Source organism: Nocardia sp. NPDC088792 (assembly GCF_044750615.1).
Taxonomy (GTDB): Bacteria; Actinomycetota; Actinomycetes; order Mycobacteriales; family Mycobacteriaceae; genus Nocardia.
Genome location: NZ_JBIVKC010000007.1, coordinates 382,575 through 403,191, shown reverse-complemented (window position 1 = coordinate 403,191; position 20,617 = coordinate 382,575). Strand labels below are relative to the sequence as shown.

Annotated in this window: 18 protein-coding genes; 7 read left to right on the top strand and 11 right to left on the bottom strand. The window is 69.0% G+C overall.

Features of this window, described 5'->3' with window-relative positions; genetic code table 11:
• Positions 1-7 precede the first annotated feature (7 nt).
• Positions 8-511, bottom strand: a complete 504-nt coding sequence (locus ACIP5Y_RS41790) for a polyadenylate-specific 3'-exoribonuclease AS (protein ID WP_400359009.1) — start codon at positions 509-511, stop codon at positions 8-10.
• A 223-nt stretch (positions 512-734) separates the two neighbouring features.
• On the opposite strand from ACIP5Y_RS41790, the gene ACIP5Y_RS41785 reads away from it, so the two are divergent.
• Positions 735-2,123: a class II 3-deoxy-7-phosphoheptulonate synthase gene (locus ACIP5Y_RS41785; RefSeq protein ID WP_400358705.1), complete on the top strand. Its 1,389-nt coding sequence runs from the start codon at positions 735-737 to the stop codon at positions 2,121-2,123.
• Between the two features lie 201 nt (positions 2,124-2,324).
• Here ACIP5Y_RS41785 and pknB read toward each other — a convergent pair whose 3' ends face one another.
• Positions 2,325-4,322, bottom strand: a complete 1,998-nt coding sequence (pknB, locus tag ACIP5Y_RS41780; RefSeq protein ID WP_400358703.1) for a Stk1 family PASTA domain-containing Ser/Thr kinase — start codon at positions 4,320-4,322, stop codon at positions 2,325-2,327.
• A 107-nt stretch (positions 4,323-4,429) separates the two neighbouring features.
• Here pknB and ACIP5Y_RS41775 point away from each other — a divergent pair, with 107 nt between their 5' ends.
• On the top strand, positions 4,430-4,798 hold the full coding sequence (locus tag ACIP5Y_RS41775) for an Rv2175c family DNA-binding protein (protein WP_400358701.1): 369 nt from the start codon (positions 4,430-4,432) through the stop codon (positions 4,796-4,798).
• Positions 4,799-5,085: 287 nt separating this feature from the next.
• Here ACIP5Y_RS41775 and ACIP5Y_RS41770 read toward each other — a convergent pair whose 3' ends face one another.
• From ACIP5Y_RS41770 to ACIP5Y_RS41755, 4 genes are all read right to left on the bottom strand, one after another.
• Positions 5,086-6,012: a phytoene/squalene synthase family protein gene (locus ACIP5Y_RS41770; RefSeq protein ID WP_400358699.1), complete on the bottom strand. Its 927-nt coding sequence runs from the start codon at positions 6,010-6,012 to the stop codon at positions 5,086-5,088.
• Complete coding sequence (locus ACIP5Y_RS41765) at positions 6,009-7,700, bottom strand: alpha-(1->6)-mannopyranosyltransferase A (protein ID WP_400359007.1); 1,692 nt, start codon at positions 7,698-7,700, stop codon at positions 6,009-6,011. The genes ACIP5Y_RS41770 and ACIP5Y_RS41765 overlap by 4 nt, the downstream gene beginning before the upstream one ends.
• A 162-nt stretch (positions 7,701-7,862) precedes the next feature.
• Complete coding sequence (gene crtI, locus ACIP5Y_RS41760) at positions 7,863-9,497, bottom strand: phytoene desaturase family protein (RefSeq protein ID WP_400359005.1); 1,635 nt, start codon at positions 9,495-9,497, stop codon at positions 7,863-7,865.
• Positions 9,498-9,514: 17 nt separating this feature from the next.
• A complete protein-coding gene (locus ACIP5Y_RS41755) occupies positions 9,515-10,684 on the bottom strand; it encodes a polyprenyl synthetase family protein (RefSeq protein ID WP_400359003.1) in 1,170 nt (389 codons plus the stop codon).
• 412 nt (positions 10,685-11,096) lie between these two features.
• Between ACIP5Y_RS41755 and ACIP5Y_RS41750 the strand changes: the two genes are divergently transcribed.
• On the top strand, positions 11,097-12,035 hold the full coding sequence (locus ACIP5Y_RS41750) for a methylenetetrahydrofolate reductase (RefSeq protein WP_400358697.1): 939 nt from the start codon (positions 11,097-11,099) through the stop codon (positions 12,033-12,035).
• A 155-nt stretch (positions 12,036-12,190) separates the two neighbouring features.
• Positions 12,191-12,991 (top strand): hypothetical protein, encoded by an 801-nt coding sequence (locus ACIP5Y_RS41745; protein WP_400358696.1) that lies wholly within the window; start codon positions 12,191-12,193, stop codon positions 12,989-12,991.
• Between the two features lie 195 nt (positions 12,992-13,186).
• On the opposite strand, the gene ACIP5Y_RS41740 is transcribed toward ACIP5Y_RS41745, so the two are convergent.
• From ACIP5Y_RS41740 to ACIP5Y_RS41720, 5 genes are all read right to left on the bottom strand, one after another.
• On the bottom strand, positions 13,187-14,509 hold the full coding sequence (locus ACIP5Y_RS41740; RefSeq protein WP_400358694.1) for a glycosyltransferase: 1,323 nt from the start codon (positions 14,507-14,509) through the stop codon (positions 13,187-13,189).
• The gene (locus ACIP5Y_RS41735) at positions 14,506-15,153 is read right to left on the bottom strand and encodes an LppM family (lipo)protein (protein WP_400359001.1); all 648 of its coding nucleotides are present in this window, start codon (positions 15,151-15,153) and stop codon (positions 14,506-14,508) included. The genes ACIP5Y_RS41740 and ACIP5Y_RS41735 overlap by 4 nt, the downstream gene beginning before the upstream one ends.
• A 123-nt stretch (positions 15,154-15,276) precedes the next feature.
• The gene (locus ACIP5Y_RS41730; protein ID WP_400358692.1) at positions 15,277-16,065 is read right to left on the bottom strand and encodes a carotenoid biosynthesis protein; all 789 of its coding nucleotides are present in this window, start codon (positions 16,063-16,065) and stop codon (positions 15,277-15,279) included.
• A 97-nt stretch (positions 16,066-16,162) separates the two neighbouring features.
• A complete protein-coding gene (locus tag ACIP5Y_RS41725; RefSeq protein WP_400358691.1) occupies positions 16,163-17,734 on the bottom strand; it encodes a phytoene desaturase family protein in 1,572 nt (523 codons plus the stop codon).
• Positions 17,731-18,342, bottom strand: coding sequence for a GNAT family N-acetyltransferase (locus tag ACIP5Y_RS41720; RefSeq protein WP_400358689.1), 612 nt, complete (start codon positions 18,340-18,342; stop codon positions 17,731-17,733). The genes ACIP5Y_RS41725 and ACIP5Y_RS41720 overlap by 4 nt, the downstream gene beginning before the upstream one ends.
• A 259-nt stretch (positions 18,343-18,601) precedes the next feature.
• On the opposite strand from ACIP5Y_RS41720, the gene ACIP5Y_RS41715 reads away from it, so the two are divergent.
• The 3 genes from ACIP5Y_RS41715 (at position 18,602) to mraZ (ending at position 20,486) form a co-directional block, all read left to right on the top strand.
• On the top strand, positions 18,602-19,042 hold the full coding sequence (locus ACIP5Y_RS41715) for an SAV_6107 family HEPN domain-containing protein (protein ID WP_400358687.1): 441 nt from the start codon (positions 18,602-18,604) through the stop codon (positions 19,040-19,042).
• Positions 19,043-19,167: 125 nt separating this feature from the next.
• A complete protein-coding gene (locus tag ACIP5Y_RS41710) occupies positions 19,168-19,596 on the top strand; it encodes a DUF3040 domain-containing protein (protein ID WP_400358685.1) in 429 nt (142 codons plus the stop codon).
• Positions 19,597-20,054: 458 nt separating this feature from the next.
• On the top strand, positions 20,055-20,486 hold the full coding sequence (gene mraZ, locus ACIP5Y_RS41705) for a division/cell wall cluster transcriptional repressor MraZ (RefSeq protein WP_397014122.1): 432 nt from the start codon (positions 20,055-20,057) through the stop codon (positions 20,484-20,486).
• Positions 20,487-20,617 lie beyond the last annotated feature (131 nt).

Genomic DNA, 20,617 nt, shown 5'->3' with positions numbered 1-20,617 from the left:
TTTCGGGTCAGGAGGCGTGGCGGCGCCGGTACGCCTCGATGGCCTCGAACTTCGCGAAGTTGTGGCGGGCATCGGCGAGTGCGTCGTGCGCGTCCTTGGGGATGGGTGGCAGCGGCGGCCGCCCGGCCTGCTCCCAGTGCTGGCGCAGCTCATTGGTGTAGCGCGGCAAAGCATTGGGCAGATCGACCATGGATCCCCACAGCTGGCAGAGCGCGACGTGATCGTAAGCGCCCACCCAGGCCCACAGTTCGGGTTCGACCCCGGGCCGCGGCACCAGGAACCGGTACAGGTCGTCGCGGATCTTCTCGCGGCTGCGCCATAGTGGTGAGGACGGCGGCGGTAGCTTGGGCAGCACATTGCGGCGCACGAACGGCCCGGCCTTCTCCGGATCGAATTCGGTTGAGACGGCGTAGTATTCGCGTCCGTCCTCGCACACTACGGCGATGGAGACGAGGTCGATGACGACCCCGTCCTCGATGAATTCCGAGTCGTAAAAGTACCTGAGCGAGATCGGTCCACTCCTTGTTCGCGGTCGCCGGTCACTGGTCCCCGGCGCCGGGGCGCGGGACGATCCGGGCAGATCATCCGGTCTTCCAGCCTAGGTGCCGCCGATCCGGCGTGAGTCGGCGGCCGTGACCGGGGTCGGCCGGTGATCGCGGGCGCCGTCGCCGGTGTGACCGATTCCAGCCCTGGGGGTGGTCCAACTCACGTGGGGTGATCCGTATTCTGAACGGGTGAACTGGACCGTCGACGTACCGATCGATCGCCTGCCGGAACTTCCTCCGCTGCCCGCCGAACTGCGTCGGCGCCTCGACGAAGCCCTGTCGCGCCCCGCGCTGCAGCAGCCGTCCTGGGATCCCGAACAGGCCGCCAATATGCGCACGGTGCTGGAATCCGTGCCCCCTATCTGTGTCCCCGCCGAAGTCGAAGAGCTGCGCTTACGTCTGGCGGAGGTGGCGCGCGGCGAGGCCTTCCTGATGCAGGGCGGTGACTGCGCGGAGACATTCGCCGACAACACCGAGCCGCATATCCGCGGCAATATCCGCACCCTGCTGCAGATGGCGGTGGTGCTCACCTACGGTGCGAGCCTGCCCGTGGTGAAGGTGGCGCGCATTGCCGGTCAGTACGCGAAACCGCGTTCCGCCGATGTCGATTCGCTGGGCCTCAGGTCTTACCGCGGTGACATGGTGAACTCGCTGGTCGCGGATGCCGGTCTGCGCGAGCACGATCCGTCCCGCCTGGTCCGCGCGTACGCGAACGCGTCGGCGGCCATGAACCTGGTGCGTGCGCTCACCTCCGCCGGGATGGCGGATCTGCACAAGGTGCACGACTGGAACCGCGAGTTCGTCGCGCAGTCCCCGGCCGGCGCCCGCTACGAGCAGCTGGCCGCCGAGATCGATCGCGCGCTGGCGTTCATGAAGGCGTGCCGCGTCAACGATCCGAACCTGTCCACCGCCCGCCTGTACGCCTCGCACGAGGCGCTGGTCCTCGACTACGAGCGCGCCATGCTGCGCCTGAGCGCGCATCCGGTCACGGGTGACCCGGTGCTGTACGACCTTTCGGCGCATTTCCTCTGGATCGGTGAGCGCACCCGCCAGCTGGACGGCGCCCACATCGCGCTGGCCGAGCTGATCGCCAACCCGATCGGCCTGAAGATCGGCCCCGGCACCACGCCGGACCAGGCGGTCGAATACGTCGAGCGGCTCGACCCGAACAATGAGCCCGGCCGCTTGACCCTGGTCGCCCGCATGGGCAATCAGAAGGTCCGCGACGTGCTGCCCCCGATCATCGAGAAGGTGCAGGCCACCGGCCATCAGGTGATCTGGCAGTGCGATCCCATGCACGGCAACACGCACGAGGCGTCCACCGGCTACAAGACCCGCCACTTCGACCGCATCGTCGACGAGGTGCAGGGCTTCTTCGAGGTGCATCACGCGCTGGGCACCCACCCGGGTGGCCTGCACATCGAGCTCACCGGTGAGAACGTCACCGAATGCCTCGGTGGCGCGCAGGACATCTCGGACCTGAACCTCGAGGAGCGCTACGAAACCGCCTGCGACCCCCGCCTGAACACCCAGCAGTCGCTGGAGCTGGCCTTCCTCGTCGCGGAGATGCTGCGCTGACCGCCTCCCCGCGACTTCAGCGGGCGGGCCCGGGAGCCGTAGCCGGTTCGCACCCGTGCCGGCGGTAGCTGCCGAACCGATTTCGGCGTGCGCGGGGAGTTACCCCGGGCGGCGCGAAATCAGTTGTCGCCTTTGGCATCGTGCAAAGAGCCCGGACCGCGTCGGCGGCCGGGCTCGTAGCTTTCCTGTGCGCTATGAATGTTAGGGCAGTGCGACGATCGTGATGGTGGAACCGGTTTCGACTGTCCCGCCGGGCGCGGTGCTCTGCGAGACGACCACGGAACCGTCATTGGAGACCAGCTGGCGGACGTTCACCTGTAATCCGAGGGCCTCGAGTTTGGCGCGGGCATTGGCGACTGTCGCGCCGAGCACATTCGGCATCTCGACTCCGCTGTTGGTGATCAGGACGACCCCGTCACCGGATTGGGCGGAACTTCCGGCGGCCGGGTCGGTGCCGATGACCGTGCCGCCTTTGACCCTGTCGTTGAATTCGGCTCTGGTGGAGCTGACGGTGAGGCCGGCGCGTTGCAGGATGGCGCGGGCCTCGTCCTCGGTCTTGCCGCGTACGTCCGGGATCTTCACCGGCTGCGAGCCCTTGCTCTTGTACACCTGCACCATGGCATTGGCGGGGAGGATGGTGCCGGGCGCCGGATCCACCTTGGCGACAGTGCCTTTCGGGGCGGTACTGCTGACTTCCCCGGCCTCACTGGGGGTCAGTCCGGCGTCTCTGATGGCCTGTTCGACGGTCTTCACGTCCTGTCCGGGCGTGATGTTGGGAACCGTGGGTTTGCCGCTGGAGACGAGTACCGCGACCGTCGAACCTTTCACGACTCTGGTGCCCGCGGCCGGATCGGTGCCGACCACGCTCCCGACCGGGATCATATCGGAGGCCTTGTTTCTGGTCTGCGTCTTGAAGCCCGAATCCTGCAGTGTCGCAATGGCTTTCTGGGTATCGAGCCCGGCGATGGACGGGACCGAGGAATAGCGCCCGACGCCTAGCCACCAGCCGCCGATGCCGAGCAGGATGGCCAGTATCAGCACGATGCCGAGCCAGATGGCGACCTTGCGGCGGGATCTGCCGCGGTCCTCGATGAGGTCGTCGCGGTGGGGCGGCGTCCCCGGTGGTCCCGGCGGCGGCGCGTATTCGGGCACGTACTCGGTGGGTAGTTCGCGGGCCGCGGTCATGACTCTGGTGTTGTGCTGCGGCACATGCACGGTCGGCGCGTCGGCGGGTAGCCGGGTGGTGAGGTCGGTGGCGCCGACGGGGACCGGGCGGGCGGCGTGCCGCTGCGGGGCGGGTGGTGCGGGGGTGACCCGGAATTTGGCGCTGAGGTGTTCGGCCGATTCCTTCGGGGCGGGCACGCGGTACTCGGGTAGCTGCAGTTCCCGTGCGATGCGCCGCAAGTCGCCGGCCATCTGGGTGGCGTCGGCGTACCGGTGCGCGGGTTCGCGGGCGGTGGCGTGCGCGACGAGTTCGTCGAATTCCGGTGGCACGCCGTTGATCAGCCGGCTCGGGCTGGGCACGTCCTTCTCGACGCGCTGCAAGGCGATGGAGAGCGAATTGTCGCCGGTGAAGGGGGTGCGGCCGGTGAGCATCTCGAAGATGAGCACGCCCGCGGAGTACACGTCGCTGCGCGCGTCGGCGTGGCCGCTGGTGACCTGCTCGGGGGAGAGGTAGGCGGCGGTGCCGAGAATCACGCTGTCGGAGGTGATCTTCGCCTCGGCGACGGCGCGGACCAGGCCGAAGTCGGCGATCTTCACATCGCCGCTGTCGGAGATGAGGACGTTCTCCGGTTTGATGTCGCGGTGCACGAGTCCGTTCGCGTGCGCCACGCCGATGGCGTAGAGCACGGGTTCGGCGACGGCGCGCACGGCGTGCGGGGGCATGGGCCCGCGTTCGCGCAGTAGTTCGCGCAGGGTGCCGCCCTCGACGAGTTCCATGATGAGGAACGGATGCTCACCGTCGACGCCCTGGTCGTACACCGCGACCAGCGACGGGTGTTTCAGCTTGGCGACGGCGCGGGCCTCGAGTTCGAAGCGGGTGAGGAACTGTGGATCGGAAGCGAATTTCGGATCCATCACCTTGATGGCGACCGGTCGGTCCAGGCGGGTGTCAACTCCCCGGAACACCATGGACATACCGCCACGCGCGATCGGCGCGTCGATGCGGTAGCGCCCTTCCAGCATCTGGCCGATCAACTGCTACCCTTCCGATTTTCGTGCGACCGCCCGGTGCGGCTCACCCGATGGTAGTCGCGCCGGGGTGTGATGCGACCGGAGCGCCACGACGTACTACCGTTATCCGGGTGAGTGCCTTTCCTTGCAGCGAAGACGTCCTACCGGCCTCGGTGACCCTGATCCCGCTGCCCGACGTGGCCGATCAGCTCGGCATGGTGGTCACGCGGGTGCATCAGATGCTGCGCGACCACCAGATCCTCGCCGTCCGCCGGGACGGTGTCGCCGGAATCCCCAAGGAGTTCTTCGACTCCACCGGTGAGGTCGCCAAGCACGTCACCGGATTGATCACCGTCATGCGCGACGCCAAATACACCGACGAAGAAATCCTCGAGTGGATCTACACCGAGGACGAATCCCTCCCCGGCCGCCCCATCGACGCCCTCCACGGCCCCCTGGCCCGCGAGGTCATCCGCCGCGCCGCCGCAGACCCCTTCTGAAATCGGCCACCCTTCCGTCCCGGCATCGACCCTGTCGGGGCGGAAGAACGCGCGGCCACCGTGGCTGTTGCCATCACCGCCGGCGCAGTAGTTGCCGCCGCGTCCGACGCGGGTATCGACTCGGCGTCGCACCGGGTGCGGCACTGATCGCGGTGGGGCCTTTGCAACACCACTTCTGGCGACGTCGATCTCAGGTACGGATTCGGCCTGCCCAGCGGCAGTTTCGGTAATTGTCCTGCCGCGCGTTCCGCTCTATTGCGCGCAGCGGCGCGAGATCCGGCGGGGTGTCAGCGGATCGGGCGGGAGAGCGCGAATTCCTTGGCGGCGACGCGGAGCCGGCGGTGCTGCGGGACTACGGCGCGGCGGGTGAAGACCGCGTAGTCGGTGCGTTCGATCTCATCGAGGATGCCGCTGTAGAGGGTGGCCGCCGTCTGGATGGCCGGACGCACGCGTGGGGTGAGCAGGTCGATTCCGGGTGTGGCGAGCCGGTATACGCCGCGGTTGACCGCGATCAGGTGGGCGAGGGCGCGCCGGACCCGCTGGTCGGTGCGACCGGATTCGCGGCAGTGCGTGAGCAGTTCGTCGTTCACGCCGAAGGCGGCGAGTTCCTCCTGCGGCAGGTAGACGCGGCCGCGGTCGAGATCCTCGGCGATATCGCGGAGGAAGTTGGTGAGCTGGAAGGCTTCCCCGAGTGCAGCCGCGGCGGGTTCGGCCTCTTCGATGGGCACAACCGCGCCGAGGACCGGGAGTAGTTGCAGGCCGATGGCCGCCGCCGAGCCACGCATGTACTCGCGGAGGGCGGTCATGGTGGGGTAGCGGTCGCGGTAGTTCGGGCTGCCGGGGATATCCATGCGCATGGAGTCCAGGAACACCCAGAAGTGTTCGGGGGCAATGGAATACCGGTGGATGGTGTCGGCGAGGGCGATCAGGATGCGCTCTTCGGCCGCGGTGGAGAAGGTGGTGGGCGCGTCGGCCAGGTAGCCGCGTAGGTCGTGTTCGATCCGATCCAGTTGCGTGGCGGAGGCTTCCGCGTGCACGGCGGCCCCGGCCCCGTCCACGATGTCGTCGACCATGCGGGCGAACGCGTACAGCGCGTGCACGGCGGGTCTTCGTTCCGGTTCCAGCAGCCGGGTCGCCAGGAAGTAGGTGCGCCCGTGCTCGGCGGCGATGCGGCGGCAGTCCCGGTAGGCGTGTTCCAGGTGCGGGGACGTCATGCCGTCGTGGGGCCGGCGGGGTCGCCGTATGCGGTGGTGCCGTCGAGCGGCTGCGCGGGCCCGCCGGTCAGCGGGTGAGTGTGGGTGGCGCGCAACTTGAGTGGATCGATGGTGCGCAGCGACACCGCCGCCACGATCGCCGCGAAGGTCGCCAGCGCCACATGCGGGAAGCTGTACAACCCGATCGACCCGTCCGGCTGGAACACCAGCATCAGCCACGTACACAACCCCACCAGCCATTGCAGCGTGGTGATGGACAGCGCGAACCCGGCCGCCAGGGCCAGCGGCCACGAGTAGTACCAGGGCAGCGCGGCCGGCGACAGGATCACGATGGCCACGAACGCGATGAGAATGCCGAACACGGCTTCCTTCTCGCTGTTCTTGAACCGCCACCACATCCACACCAGCAGCGCCACCAGCGTGATCTCGCACAGTTTGCGGGTCACCGACAGCACCGATTCCAGGCGCAGCGGGGTTACCCAGGTGGTCATGTGCGCCATGATGGTCGGCAGCGACAGCCAGTTGATGATCTTGTTCGAGCCGGACAGCGCGGTCAGCCAGCCGATCCCGTGCCGCAGCCCGAGCCCGGTCGCCTCGGTGGCCACCACGAACACGGCCGCGAACACGCTCACACCCAGCCCGGCGATCTTGGCGAAGGTCCACACCGGATGCGGCAGCGCGCCCTCGTTGCGCGCCGCACGGCGTTCCCGTTCGTGAATCATCCAGATCCACACCAGGAATGGCAGCGCCACCCCCGCGGTCGCCTTCACGCCGACACCGACGGCGACGACCATGATGCCCGCCACATGATGATGCTCGAGCACCAGCGCGATACCCGCGGCCATCAGTCCGACCATCAGCATCTCGTTGTGCACGCCGCCGATGAGATGGATGAGCACCAGCGGATTCAGCACCGCCAGCCACAACGCGGTGGTCGGCTTACCGCCGAGATGCTTGGTCAGATGCGGTACCGCCCACATCATCAGCGCCAGCCCCGGCAACATCACGAAGCGCAGCGCGATGGTCCCGGCCACCACATTGTCGCCGGTGACGGCGGTGATACCGCGCGCCATCAGCAGGAAGATGGGCCCGTAGGGCGCGGTGGTGGTGGTCCAGACGGGACTCACATTGTCCAGCAGCACACCGGGATTCACGACCGGCCCGACCGAATACGGATTGAAGCCGTCGCGCAGCAGCGCGCCCTGCGCCAGATACGAGTAGGCGTCGCGACTGAACATGGGCACCGCGAACAACAGCGGGAAGATCCAGATGCCGACGATGGCACGCAGTTCGTTCAAGGTCACCGAGGTGCCCCGCTGGGTGCCGATGACAATGCGCCCGAGCCGCACCCACGCGGTGATCATGGCGATCACGCCGATCCACACGAACACGGTGGACAGCACGTAGCCGTGCCCGAACCGCAGCCAGGACAGGTGCGCAGACTCCAGCAGCGGATCGTTGATGCGCACGCTGCCGGCGCCGAAGCCGCCGAAGGTGATCAGGAGTGCACCGAAGAACCCGAGCAGCGCGGCATGCCCCTCGGGGCTGCGCGCGAAGTCGGTCCAGTTGCGCCACCGGCTGTGGTCCGGCGTGCCGCCGGAGACGATGTGGCGGGTGCGTTCGTATGCGTGTCCGCGGGCGCTCGGTGTGGCCTTGCGGTCACTCGGCGCCTGCTGGTCGCTCGGCATGGCCTTCTGACTCGGCATGGCCTTCTGGTCGTTCGATGGGACGTCCGCGGTGGCTCGGGCGTCCGTGGCTGTGGCTGCGTCCGTGTCGGGGGTCGGCATAGGCGGTCGTTCCCCCCGGAAAGTCGGCGGCGGCTGCCGCGTCTGATTAGGACGCCGGTCAGTCTAGTGCTTGCGTGCCGCTGCTACCGCTCCGGTATCGGAGCCGCGGGCTCGGGCATGTCGTAGATCACCGGTGATCCGTGTGGCCGCCAGTTTTCCCGAAATCAGGACGGTCGGCACGCCGACACCGGGGACGGTGCCCGAACCTGCGAGAACGACATTGTCGCGGGCGCGCACCAGGTTCCGGGTACGGAACGGCCCGGTCTGCCGGAACAGATGCGCGGCCGAGAACGGTGTACCCGCGAGCATGCCCCTGCCGAGCCAGGTTCCCGGCGTATCCAGGTGATCGACGCGGAAGTACCGCGAAATCCCTTGATAGCCGCGCGCTTCCAAGGTCTGCAGCAGTTCCCGCAGGTAATAGGGGCCCAAACGGTCCCAGTCGAAGGCTGCCGCATCCAGATTGGGGCAGGGCGCGAGCAGGGACAACGGCTCGTAGCGCCGCGTCTCGTGCAGATGCCCGGCGATATCGATGTGCTGTTCCGGACGGTCGATGTACAGCGCCGGATCCGTGAGCGCGGGCCGCGTCAGCAGCAGCGACGGATCCGTCATGAGCGCGCCACGGCCGCGCCGGGCGGCGATCTCCCGGAAGGTGCCGTCCCATTCCCGCCCGAAATCGATGGTGTGATGCGCCTGCACCGGCCAGGTCGCGGCCACCTCGGCGGGCACGGTGCCGTGCGCGACCACCGCCGACGGCGAGGCCCGCAGGCCGCGACGCCGGCGCAGGCCGAAACGCGGCAGCGAGCCGAGATCGGCGGTCACCACGACCGCATCGCACGGCAGGCTCCGGCCGTCCGAGGTGCGCACGGCGGTCGCCCGCCGGCCCGCGTACTCGATCCCGGTGACCTCGGTGTTCAACTGCAGCACCCCGCCTGCCGCGGTGAAGGCGCGAGCGAGCGCCTCGGCGATGGCCCGCATACCGCCCTCGGGGTAGTAGACGCCCAGGCAGGTGTCCATATAAGGGATGGCCCCGTAGACGCCGAGCGCCTGATTCGGAGCCATGCCCGCGAACAACGCCTGGAAACTGAACAGCCGCGCCAGTTGCTCATCCCGCACGAGCCGCGCCACCTTGGGCCCGAGTCGCCCGAACGCCCCCAGCCGCACCAGTTTCGTGAGCGCGCCGCGCTTCTCCGGAACCCGCACCATATCCAGTGGCGAATCGAAGTTGGTGTCCATGAAATGCCCGAACTCGGCCTCGTACACGCCCCGCAGCCACCCGCGCAGCCGCCGATACCGTTGCGCCGCACCGGCACCCCGCACCCGCGCGACCTCCGCCGCCATCTCCTCGGCATCCGAGTAGACATCCACCACGGACTCATCCGCGAACCGCGCCCGATAAGCCGGCATCATAGCCAGAATTCGCAACCCGACGGACTCCCGCGTCTGCCCGACCGCGGCCAGCGCCTCGTCGATGAGCTCCGGCACCGTCAAAATCGTTGCCCCGGAATCGATCTCGTAATCGTCCCCGCGATAAGTCCCGACCCGCCCCCCGGGATGATCGGCCCGCTCGACCAGCGTGACCTCCCGCCCAGCACCCCGCAAATGAAGCGCCGCAGCCAGCCCCGACAGCCCAGCCCCCACCACCACGACCCGATCAGTGGGCCCCGCAACCGTTTTCATGCCAACATCCTCCAGCTTCAGCTCGTCCGGCGCCGTGGTCAGTAGGCGCGGGCGGTGGCGGCCAGGGCCATGGAGCGGAGGCGGCGTTTGGCGTCGGGGGTGGTGGTGCTGGCGTCGAGGGCGGTCATGGCCTGTTCGGTGAGGCGGGTAATGCGCTGTTCGACGGCGTCCACGGCGCCGAGTTCGGTGAGGACGGCCCGCAATTCGGCGACCCGGGCGGGCGTGATGTCGGTGCCGAGGCTGGTGCGGATGAGGGCGGCCGCGGCGGGGTCGATGATGTCCGCGCGCTGCAGGGCCTCGGCGATGAGGACGGTGCGTTTGCCTTCGCGCAGGTCGTCGCCGGAGGGTTTGCCGGTGATGGCCGGATCGCCGAAGACGCCGAGCAGGTCGTCGCGGAGCTGGAAGGCGATGCCGATATCGGTGCCGAATTCGCGGTAGGCGGCGATCAGCTGCGGATCCGCGCCGGCCAGTGCCGCACCCATGTGCAGGGGACGTTCGATGGTGTAGGCCGCGGTCTTGTACCGGTTGATGCGCAGTGCGGCCGCGACGGTTTCGTCGCCGGCGGATTCGCCGTGGATGTCGAGCAGTTGCCCGCCCAGCACCTCGGTGCGCATGGCCGCCCACACGGGTGCGAACCGGGCGGCCGCGTCGGCGGGTAGCCCGGTGTCGCGGGTCATATCGTCGGCCCAGGCCAGTGCGAGGTCGCCGATGAGGATGGCGACGCTGATCCCGTAGTGGCCGGCGTCACCGGCCCAACAGCGCTGATCCCGGTGCCGCCCTTCGAAATCCACGTGCACGGTCGGGAACCCGCGCCGCGTGCGGGAGGAGTCGATGATGTCGTCGTGCACCAGCGCGCAGGCCTGCACGAGTTCCAGCGCCGAGCACGCGGTCAGCACCGCGTCGGCGTCCGGATCCTCGGGGCTGCGTCCCGCGCCGAGCCATCCGGTCCAGGCGAAGGAGGGCCGCGTGCGCTTCCCCCCGCGAATGACGAAGTCCTCGAGCGCCCGCGCGGCGTCCACGAACACCGGCCCGAGCGGTTCGACCAGCGTGCGCCGGGTCTCGAAGAATCCGGTGAGGCGTTCCTCCACGGCGGCGACAATCGATCCCGCGCCGGCCGCAGGGCGGGTCGGGGTACCGGGTCCGGCGGACAGAGGAGCCTCCTGTGGTGTGTGCCGCGCTGCCGGCGCGGCGCCGGCAGCGCCGTTCAACGCGTCGGTGTCCCCGGAATCGGCGTTCGGCAACCGGGTTCGCGTGTCCGCGCGCCGCGGCCGCGTCGGGAACGCGCCCGGCTGCCGGTCCAGAATGCGCGAGGCGTGCTGGTCCAGAACGTGCCGAGCATGCTGGTCCCGAACCCGGCCGACCGCGAGCCGCAATGGCCGCGGCGGGGTTCGCTGCCGACTCTACTCAGCCGCGACGCGCCCCGGCCCGCCCGGTCGTGCGGTGCCGCGGCGGCTGTCGGCGGGGTGCCGGGCAGGCACGGCCCGCCGATGTTTTCCGGGGCTCGGCGGGGAATCGCAGGGTGTCGGCCGGAACGCCCTGCTCGCCCCTTAAAATGAGCCGGTGAGTTTCGAGAATGTACGGGGATATTCGACCCCTGGCCGAGTTTCCCGCACATCGCCGGTGTCCGGAACTCGGTCCATCGCGCAACAGCTGGGCCCGCGGCCCGACGGTTCGGTGCCGTTCTCGGTGGAGTTCAATCCGCCGCGGGACGCCGCCGGTGAGGCGCGTCTGTGGCGGGCGGCGCGCGAGTTCGAGCGGTTGCACCCGGCATTCATCTCCATGACCTACGGTGCGGGCGGTTCCACCCGCGATCGCACCATTCGCGTGACGGGTCAGCTGGCGCGGGAGACCACGCTGCTGACGGTCGCGCATCTGACGGCCGTGGATCACAGTGTCGCCGAACTGCGTTCGATCGTCGGCGCGTACGCGGATTCGGGTATCCGGAATCTGCTGGTGCTGCGCGGAGATCCGCCGGGCGATCCGCTGGGGGACTGGGTCAGGCATCCCGAGGGTGTGGAGTACGCCGAGGAACTGGTGCGCATGGTGCGCGATCTGGGCGATTTCCATGTGGGCGTGGCCTCGTTCCCGCAGGGGCATCCGCGGTCCACGGACCTGGAACAGGACACCCGGCACCTGGTGGCGAAACTGCGTGCGGGCGCGGAGTATTCGATCACCCAGATGTTCTTCGATCCGGAGCACTACCTGCGCCTGCGGGATCGGGTCCTCGAATGCGATCCGGTCGAGGGCGCGAAGCCGATCATCCCCGAGCTCATGCCGATCACCTCGCTGCGCACGGTGGAGCGCGCGGTCGAACTGTCGGGCCGGGAACTGCCCGTGAAAGTCCTGGAACGCCTGCGCAAGGCCGCGGGCGACGGCCCCGAGGAGAACCGGGCCGCCGTCCGCGCGGCGGGTATCGAGATCGCGACCGAGATGGCGCAGCGCCTCATCGACGAGGGCGTGCCGTGCCTGCACTTCATCACCCTGAACTTCGCCAAGGCCACCGGCGAAGTATTGGCAAACCTCGGCTACACGATGTCGCCTGCCCCCTCCCACGCCTGAACAGGCAGGAAGCGCCCTGAGTGGCAGGCGCCGAGCGCCCGGAAGTTGGTTCTCCACATCCCTGATGTTCACCCCGGCTTGCCGGGGCAAATGTCCGGTAACCGCTGGTAGAGCGGGTAGCGTCCCCCTCACCGTGACCCCGAGGGGAGACGCTCATGCCCGTGTTCCACCACCTCGTCCGTGTCGCAGGCGTGCTCGGTGCCTGCGCGGCGCTGACCGCGACCGCGGGCCCGGCTACTGCCGCGCCGGCGAATGCCGTTCCGGTTCCGGCCGTTCCCGCCCCGGCGGTTCCGGCGACCACGACTCCTGGCGCACCCATGCAGTCAGCGCCCGCGCTCGGCACCGATGCGAGCTCCGCCCTGGCGGCCGTCATGGGCGCGGCCGATGCCGCCGCCCCGGACTGGTTCGCCGCCTACAACGCGACCTTGGACGGCTTGCAGCGCTTGGGCGTCGAACCCTTCCTGTATCCGACGGCGGCCCCCTTCTGCCTCGGCGGCACCTCCTTCGGCCTGGCGCCCGCCGTGGCCGGCACGGTCCCCGGCCCCTGGCCGCGTTACGCGGTTTCCATTCCCGGCCTTGACCTTTCGGCCGTCAAAGCCGGTCAGGTCCTGTTCGCCTTCGTCCCCTACGGCCTCAACCCGGACGGCGCCGACACCAGCGGCATGCAGGTGGCCTGGGTCAATCTCCGCAACGGCCGTAGCGGTTTCACCCCCATGGGCTCCCTCTCCCAGGTCCTCAGCAATATGATCCCGCCCGGCGTACCCCCGGCCATCCGCCCGGTGGTCGAAACCGCCGTCAACGAATTCTTCGCCGGCGCCCTCCCGAAGGGCGGCGTCCGCGCGGTCCCCGTCGACACCGGTTCCGGCACGGTCCTCGCCGCCATGTTCGGCGTAGTCCGCAACGGCGCCAACAACTGCTTCTTCTTCCCGACGGTCGGCATCACCCCCGTCGCCTGACGGTCGCGGCAACCGCCGCTGGTTGCCGCACCCGTTCGCCGCAGCGGCGGCCCGCCCGCCGCGCGCGCCGCCGCTGCGGGCGGCGCGGCCGCTGTCGACAGCTCGAAATCGGTCTGCGGGCGCCACTTCCGGCGGCCGGGTAGTTGGCCTCCGGCGGTCGGGACCGCTCACAGGTGCGTTTCGTGCCGGGTGTGGTCAGCAAACCGCGCCGATTGCCCGGCCTTTCCACGTCAGGTCGCCGGCGCGGTGCGCGCGATGCGAGCGCACCGACAGCCGCAGGTAGGCCGCGATAGAGACCGGATGTGCGAGCGCCGCAAGCACATCCGCGCTGCTGACGCGGCCGCCGGTCTCGGTCGACCGTGCCAGCAGTCGTCCCGCCACCGCTGCGGCGTATCCGGCCGCTCCGAGCCGTCGAATCCGGCCTCGGCCCAAGAGCATTGCTGCCGGTGGCGCCCAGAATGCGAGTGCGGTGACCGCGCCAACCGCCAGGCTGCCCGGGACGCCGCCGTAGGCCGACCAGAGCCAGCGGCTGTAGCCCTCGTCCAGTTCACGGGAGTTTCGGTACATCCGGGTGCGAGCGAGCTTTCCGCTGCCCACCAGCAGGGTTCGGTGTCCGGCGCGGCGCAGTACCCGCGCGATGGCCAGGTCCTCCGCTACTTGATCGGCCACCGCCGCGTGCCCCCCGATCGCTCGGTAGACGGCCGCGTCGAAGACCAGGAACTGACCGCACGCCACCGCCATCGAGGGCCGTCCACTCCGATTTCCCACCGCCAGCGGCAGACTCGACGCCCACGACCAGGCCAGCAACGGCTGCACCAGCGCCTCAGAGACAGTCGCCGCCAGTTGGGCCGGCCATGGACAGACGAGTCCTGCGTGCTCGCGCCGCAGTTCGTCGACCGCTGCGGCAATGGCCTCGGGGCACAGTCGGATGTCCGCATCCAAGAACACGATGATCTCGGGACTGTCGCCGGCTGTCGGGTTGTCGCCCGCTGTCTGGCTGTCGGCGGTTGTCGGGTTGTCGCTGGCTGTCGGACTGTCACCGGCCGTCGGGCAGTCGTCGGCCGTCGGACCGTCGCCGGCCATCGAACTTTTGCCGGCTGTCGCGCCCCGCGCTGTGTCGTCCGGCCCGAAAGTCAGTTCCGCGAGCCGGGCGCAGGCGGCGGTCTTGCCGGTCCAGCCGGGTGGCGGGTCGATGTCGTTGCGCGCCAGGGTGAATCGCGGGTCGCCGGCTATGGCGGTGCGCGCGGCGGTGGGTGTTTCGTCGGTGGAGGCGTCGTCGAGGATGACGACGCGCAGCCGCGGAATGCCCTGTTGGGCGCGGAGATCGGCGATGAGGTCGGGGAGTCGTTCGGCTTCGTTGCGGGCGGGGAGGCAGATCGTGACGGGTTCGGTCACGGCGTGCGTCCCGGCCCGCAGTTGCCGCAGGCCGAGCCGATTGGCCAGTGCCACAGCGGCTCCGAGGACTGCGAGGGCGGTGCCGGCCCGCACCGCGGTGTCGCGGATGCGGGCCCGGGTCACCTGCGGGTGTCTTGTTTGGGGCGGATCCAGCGGGCGGCGCGGACGTAGGCCGGCGGATCGGGGTTGCGGGTCATGTAGGCGAGCACCGCGACCACGGCCGCGACCGCGAGGGTGATGCCGCCGACGATGCCGGCCCAGCCGGCGAAGGACCGGGTATTCGGGTCGGAGTAGCCGCATTCCGCGTGCAGGGTGCTGACGTCGCCGGCGGGCAGTTTCCAGGTGACCACGGAGTCGCCGTCGCGGGTGCCGTTGGTGGTGGCCACGCGCGCCGGGAAGGCGACGGTGAACTGCACGTCGGAACCCTGCACGGGCAGGCTCTTCAGGTCGACGCGCCCGCTCAGCGTGACCAGGTCGCCGGATCGGTTGAACTGCAGGTTGAACAGGCCCGCGGTTTGGTCGGAGAGTCCGCCGAGCTGCTGTACCTCGCCGAAGGTGAGGTCGTCGAAGTAGACCTGGCTGCCCACGTACCCGTCCTGCGTGTACGGCTCGACCCGCACCTTGCCGGAGAGCTGCTCGGGCACCTTGAGTTCCGGTCCCTTGTCCTTGTCGTTCGCCGGGACGGCCGCGGCGATGATGCGCCCCGACACCCGGTCGTTGGACGAGACGCCCATAGATACCTGCACGCGCAGGCAGCCCGTCAGCATGACGGCGAGTCCCGCGAACAGCAGGGCCGCGACGACCCGTACCCATCGGCGCGGTAACCGCCGTACCGGCGGAGATTCGACCGTTTCAGCTGCGGGGGAGAGGCTCGGACTCGGCTGCACGCGTCACATGTTGCCATGGCCTCCGGGCCGCAGCGTGATTCGACGGGCTCGCAAGCCCAGAACCAGCGGAATCCCCAGCACTCCCAGCCCCGCGAACCCGTACCCCGCCGATACCGGCAGCCCGAGGAACACCGCATGCGCGAGCGCCGACCCGAGCCAGGTCCACAAGAACACCGCCACCGGCACCACCAACGCCTCCCGGTTATCGACCGCCGTCCGATCCCACACCGCAAGCGCTGCCGCCATCACCGCCGACACCCCGAACCACCCCACATAGTTGGTCACCGGAATCTCCGAGATCCCCGGCAGCCCCGCAACCCCCGAGCGCCACGTCCACTGCCCATCCGCCACCATCTGCGAATCCAGGAACAGATCCCACCCGACCGTGCCGACGGCGGTCAGCAGAACCCGCCCTCCCACCCTGGAACTCAACAGCCCGGCCACAATCCACACCGGATACAGCCCGCCGGTCCACGCCAGCGGCACCACCACCGGCACCCCCGAAATCTCCGCCCCCAGCCGCCCGACCGCATAGTCGTAGCTACCGAACGGCACCCCCGTCCGGGTCCCGACCACCTCGGCCGCCAACCCGATCCCCGACACGATCACCAAAAACCCCGCAGCCCACCGCCCCCCACGCGTCACCGCCGCATGCACCAGCGCCGTACCCGCCGACAACAGCACTACCGCCACCGTCACCCGATCCCGCGCCACCCCGTGCGCCAGCGGATACGTGATCTGCACGGCGATCAGCAGCACCGCGGGAATCGCCGCGATCCAGGTCCGAGTCATCGCAGCCCCTGTTCCGGCTACCGCCCGCCACCTGTCGCGCTCGAACGTCCATCCGCCGCTGCCGGTTCCGGCCGGTGCGGGCGGATGCCGCTCGGTGTCAGCCACGTCGGAGCAGGGGGAGGCGGCGCCGGCGGAGGTCGTGGGTGACGAGGTGGGCGGCGGTGCGCCCGCTGGCGCCGGAGACGCCGCCGCCCGGGTGGGTGGAGGCGCCGGTGAGGTAGAGGCCGGGGGCGCCCGGGACACGCTGGCCGGACAGTTCGGGGAGGGGCCGCCACATGAACATCTGGTCGATGGACATTTCGACGTGCATGACATTGCCACCGAGCAGGCCCATCTCGCGTTCCAGGTCGGCGGGGGTCTGCACGTGGCGGTGCAGGATCGTGTCGGCGAAACCCGGTGCGTGGGTGTCGACTTCGGCGATGATGCGGTCGCCTTCGCGTTCGGCGTGGCCGGACCAGGAGCTGCCGTCGGCCAGTGCGTAGGGATGCCACTGCGCCCAGAGCGAGAGCTGGTGTTCACCGGCGGGCGCGATGCTCGGGTCCAGGGCGCTGAAGCTCATGGCCAGCACCACCGGTCGTGGCGGCAGTTCGCCGGCGAGTGCCGCGCCGTGCGCCTGCCGCAATTGCCTGCGGTCGGTGACCAGCAGTTGGAGGCCGTTCGCGGATTCCGTTGCGGGCGCGCCCGGATACTGCGGCAGCGCGCTGGTGGCGGCGCGCACCACCATGCCGATCCCGGGCCCGACGCGGATGCGCCGCCGCCAGTCCGCCAGCCGTGCCGCGTCGAATCCGCCCGCTTCCAGCAGGTTCAGGGTGGTGAGAATGTGGGTGCCGGAGATCACGGTGTCCGCGTACAGGTTTCGCCCGCTCGCGGTGCGTACCTGCCAGCCCTTCCCGGCCGCGGCGACGGAAACCACTGCGTCCCCGGCGCTGACGGTCCCGCCGTCCGAAGCCAGCCGGGCGAGTAACGCGGTGGTGAGCGCCCCGCTGCCGCCGACCGCCCGTCCGGGCGGCAGCGTGTGCATGAGCGCCGCGAAGCCGACCATGGGTGCGGACCCGGGTTCGGACATGGGCGGCCCGGATTGCGCTCCCCACCAGGCCAGGGCCGCTTTCAGGCGTTCGTCGTCGAAATAGCTGTCCAGCAGGGCGTCTCCGCTCTGCATCATTTCGCGGGAGAGCGCGCTCGGCCCGCCGTCGGCGTCCATCCCCCAGAACGAGCGGATGAGCCGGCCGGGCGCGGGCGGCCCGGCGAAGGACCGCATGACGCGGGCCGTGCGCGGCCCCCATACCTGCACGAATCGCCGGTAGGCGTCGGCGTCGCGGGTCCCGCAGGCGTCGGCGATGGAGGCGCAGGTGCGGTCCACGTCCCGGTGGAAGACAATCGGCGGTAGGTGGGTGCCGGGCGGCGCGGGTGCGAAACCCCAAGGGTCACAGTCGATATAGCGCAGCCCGAAGCGTTCGAGTTCGAGTTCCTCGATGATCCCGGTGTGCCGGATCATGATGTGCGCGGACGAGCCGCGGTCGACCTTGTGCCCGGGGAACCGTTCGACGGTGGATACCGCCCCGCCCAGCACCGTATCCCGTTCCAGTACTTCGACTTCGTGCCCGGCGCGGGCCAGATAGCAGGCGGCGACCAGCGCATTGTGGCCGGAGCCGAGGATCGCGACGGTCACAGCGGCAGCCGCCGCCCGAGCACCGCGAAGCGGCGGGTGTCGCCGGAGAAGATGAAATGCCGCACCACGTCGCCGAACCCCTGCCGCCGGTACAGCTTCCAGGCGCGATTGGCCTCGTGGTCGACCTCGGGGGTGGACAGCAGCACGGTCTTCTCGGGCCGGTTCTGCAGCAGCCGGGTGAGTAATATCTCGCCGATGCCGCGTCCCTGCGCGGACGGGTGCACGTGTAATTCGGTGAGTTCGAAGTAGTCCGAGAGCAGGTCGCGCGCAGCGTATTCGGGCCATCCGGTGCGCCGCATGCCGCTGTACACCTGTTGATGCCACCACTGGTGAGGTGCGCCGTGATACCCGTAGGCGATGGCGACGATGGGTGCGGTGCGCAGGTCGAGCTGCCCGTCGTCATCGGGTAGGACGGCGGCCACGGACTGCCACCCGGGGCGGGTGGTGTGTTCGGTCCACATGGGCGCGCGCTGGTGTTCGGTGCCGCGCGGGTAGTCCATGGCCGCGACGTAGACCGCGAGGGCGTCGTGCAGCCGGGCGCGCAGGGTGGCGGCCGAGAAGTCGACCACGACGGGCGCGGGCGTGGTGTTCGGAGTGACGGCGGTCATCGGTTGGGCGCAGCTCTCCTTGGCACGGGCGGATGAATTCGACAGTAATGCCCGCGGGCGGGCCGAACTTGTCGGTGGGTCTCCTTATATTCAAACCCAAGAGAATCCTTCGAATACCTGTTCGATCACTGTGACGGGCGAAATGCCTGGTGGATGCGATTCGTGGGGCGCCGCGGTACAAGAGCCCGGCCTCACACTCCGGGACGGTCCCGGCGCCACCGCTACAGCCGATTCGGGTGTGAGAGTGGGGAGGTACCCGATGTCCGGTACAACTGAACGCCCGAGCCATCCCGGCCGGGCAGGAGAATTACTGCGCCGCGCCGACGGTCTGCTCATGCAGTCCGCAGGGGAGAAGGACCCGTCGGAGCGCTTCCGCACGGCCTATCTGGCCGCGCTACGCGGTGCGGGCGCGGTGCTCGCGCTCACCGGCGCGGATCGCGCGGCCAGGGCGCGGTCCCGCAATGCCTGGGTCCTGATGCAGCGTGCGGCACCGGAATTCGTGATGTGGGCGGACTACTTCACCGGGCAGTCGGAGACCCGCGCGGCACTGGAGGCCGGATTGCCGCGGCCGATCGATGATCGGCGCGCCGACGAGTTCGCTTCGCGGGTAGGCGCATTCCTGCACGACGTGGAGGATTTGCTCACAGCGGCATCACGAGTCAAGCCCAGTACAGGGTGGGTTGCTGGAATGCTGGCCTGAGTATCGGCGAGTAGGTGGTAGCGCTCTGATCGAACTCGTATTATTGGTGGCAGACAGCCGCCAAGGCCGGCTATCCGTCGTCTACCCGGAGACGACCGCCACTACCTAGTGCCGGGGGAGGTACCGTGCCACTCTCCGAGCACGAGCAGCGCATGCTCGAACAGATCGAGAGCGCGCTCTATGCTGAGGATCCGAAGTTCGCCTCGACGGTTCGGGGCGGGCGGTTACGTTCTGCTACCGGCCGACGCAGACTCCAAGCGGCGGCCATGTTCGTCCTCGGTCTGTTCCTGCTGGTGGCCGGCATTGCCGCGCCGGTTTTGAAGCCGGGCGGTTTTCCGATCATCAGTCTGATTGGATTCTTGGTGATGTTCGGCGCCGGTCTGCTGTTGCTGATGGGTGGCCCCAAGATGCGTTCGGGTGCTGCTCGCAGCGCCGAAGGCTCTGCGGCGCCCGGCAGCGGCCCTGCTCCTCATCGCGGGAAGCAGCGCAAGACCGGCGGGTTCTCCGCCCGAATGGAGGACCGCTTCCGTAAGCGGTTCGAAGACGGGAGTTGAGCGGCGCGGCCGTGCAGTCCGGTTCGCCGGGCGGCGCACGACGGCCGATCATGAAGAACTAACTGAACGAACGCGACACGCCGTGGCGCCACACCGAATTCGGGTGTGGCGCCACGGCGTTTCTGGTTGGTGTGTGTACGGCGTGTCGGAGTTCACCCACTTTCCCCACCGCGCCCCACCCGGAACCCCCACAACCACCCACGAACGCCTGAAATGGGCGCTATCTGCGGGTTTGCTGGCTGTTTCCGGATGCTCTCCGCCGCGCGCCGCGCGTGTCGGGGAACTGCGAGAAATTGTCCCCACCCTGGTGATAGCTGGTGTGACCTGCGAAGTTCGCCAAGCGGGGACCGAGATCACCGCTGCTTTCGATTGAAAGTGGGGGAAAGTGGGGTAATGTGGAGCGCGCACTACAGGAGGCCGAACAGTCGAGAGGGTGATCCGGTAGGAGGTGTCGGGGCTTGTTTCTCGGTACCTATACCCCTCGGTTGGACGACAAAGGGCGACTCACGTTGCCTGCGAAGTTCCGAGACGAGCTGGCGGGAGGGTTGATGGTCACGAAAGGTCAGGACCATAGCCTTGCCGTATATCCGAAGGATGAGTTCACCGCGTTAGCGCGGAGAGCTGCGGCCGCGTCCAGGAGCAACCCGCAGGCCCGCGCATTCGTCCGGGCCTTGGCGGCTTCCACCGATGAACAGCGTCCGGACGCCCAAGGCCGGATCGTCTTGTCGGCCGAGCACCGCCGCTACGCGGACCTGACGAAGGACTGCGTGGTGATCGGATCGGTCGACTTCCTCGAAATATGGGACAAGACGGCGTGGGATTCCTACCTCGCCGAGCACGAGGAGGATTACTCGCAGGCCCGAGACGAGTCGCTGGGCGGGATCTTCTAGCCCGCAGCGAGGCGAGTGCCCTGCGGCCTCTGCCCGACACCGACCCTGACGTACTTCCCCAACGCCAGGTGCGGTGCTTCGGTCAGAGACCACGGGGCATTCGCCACCGATTTGGAGTCCGAATCGCAAGC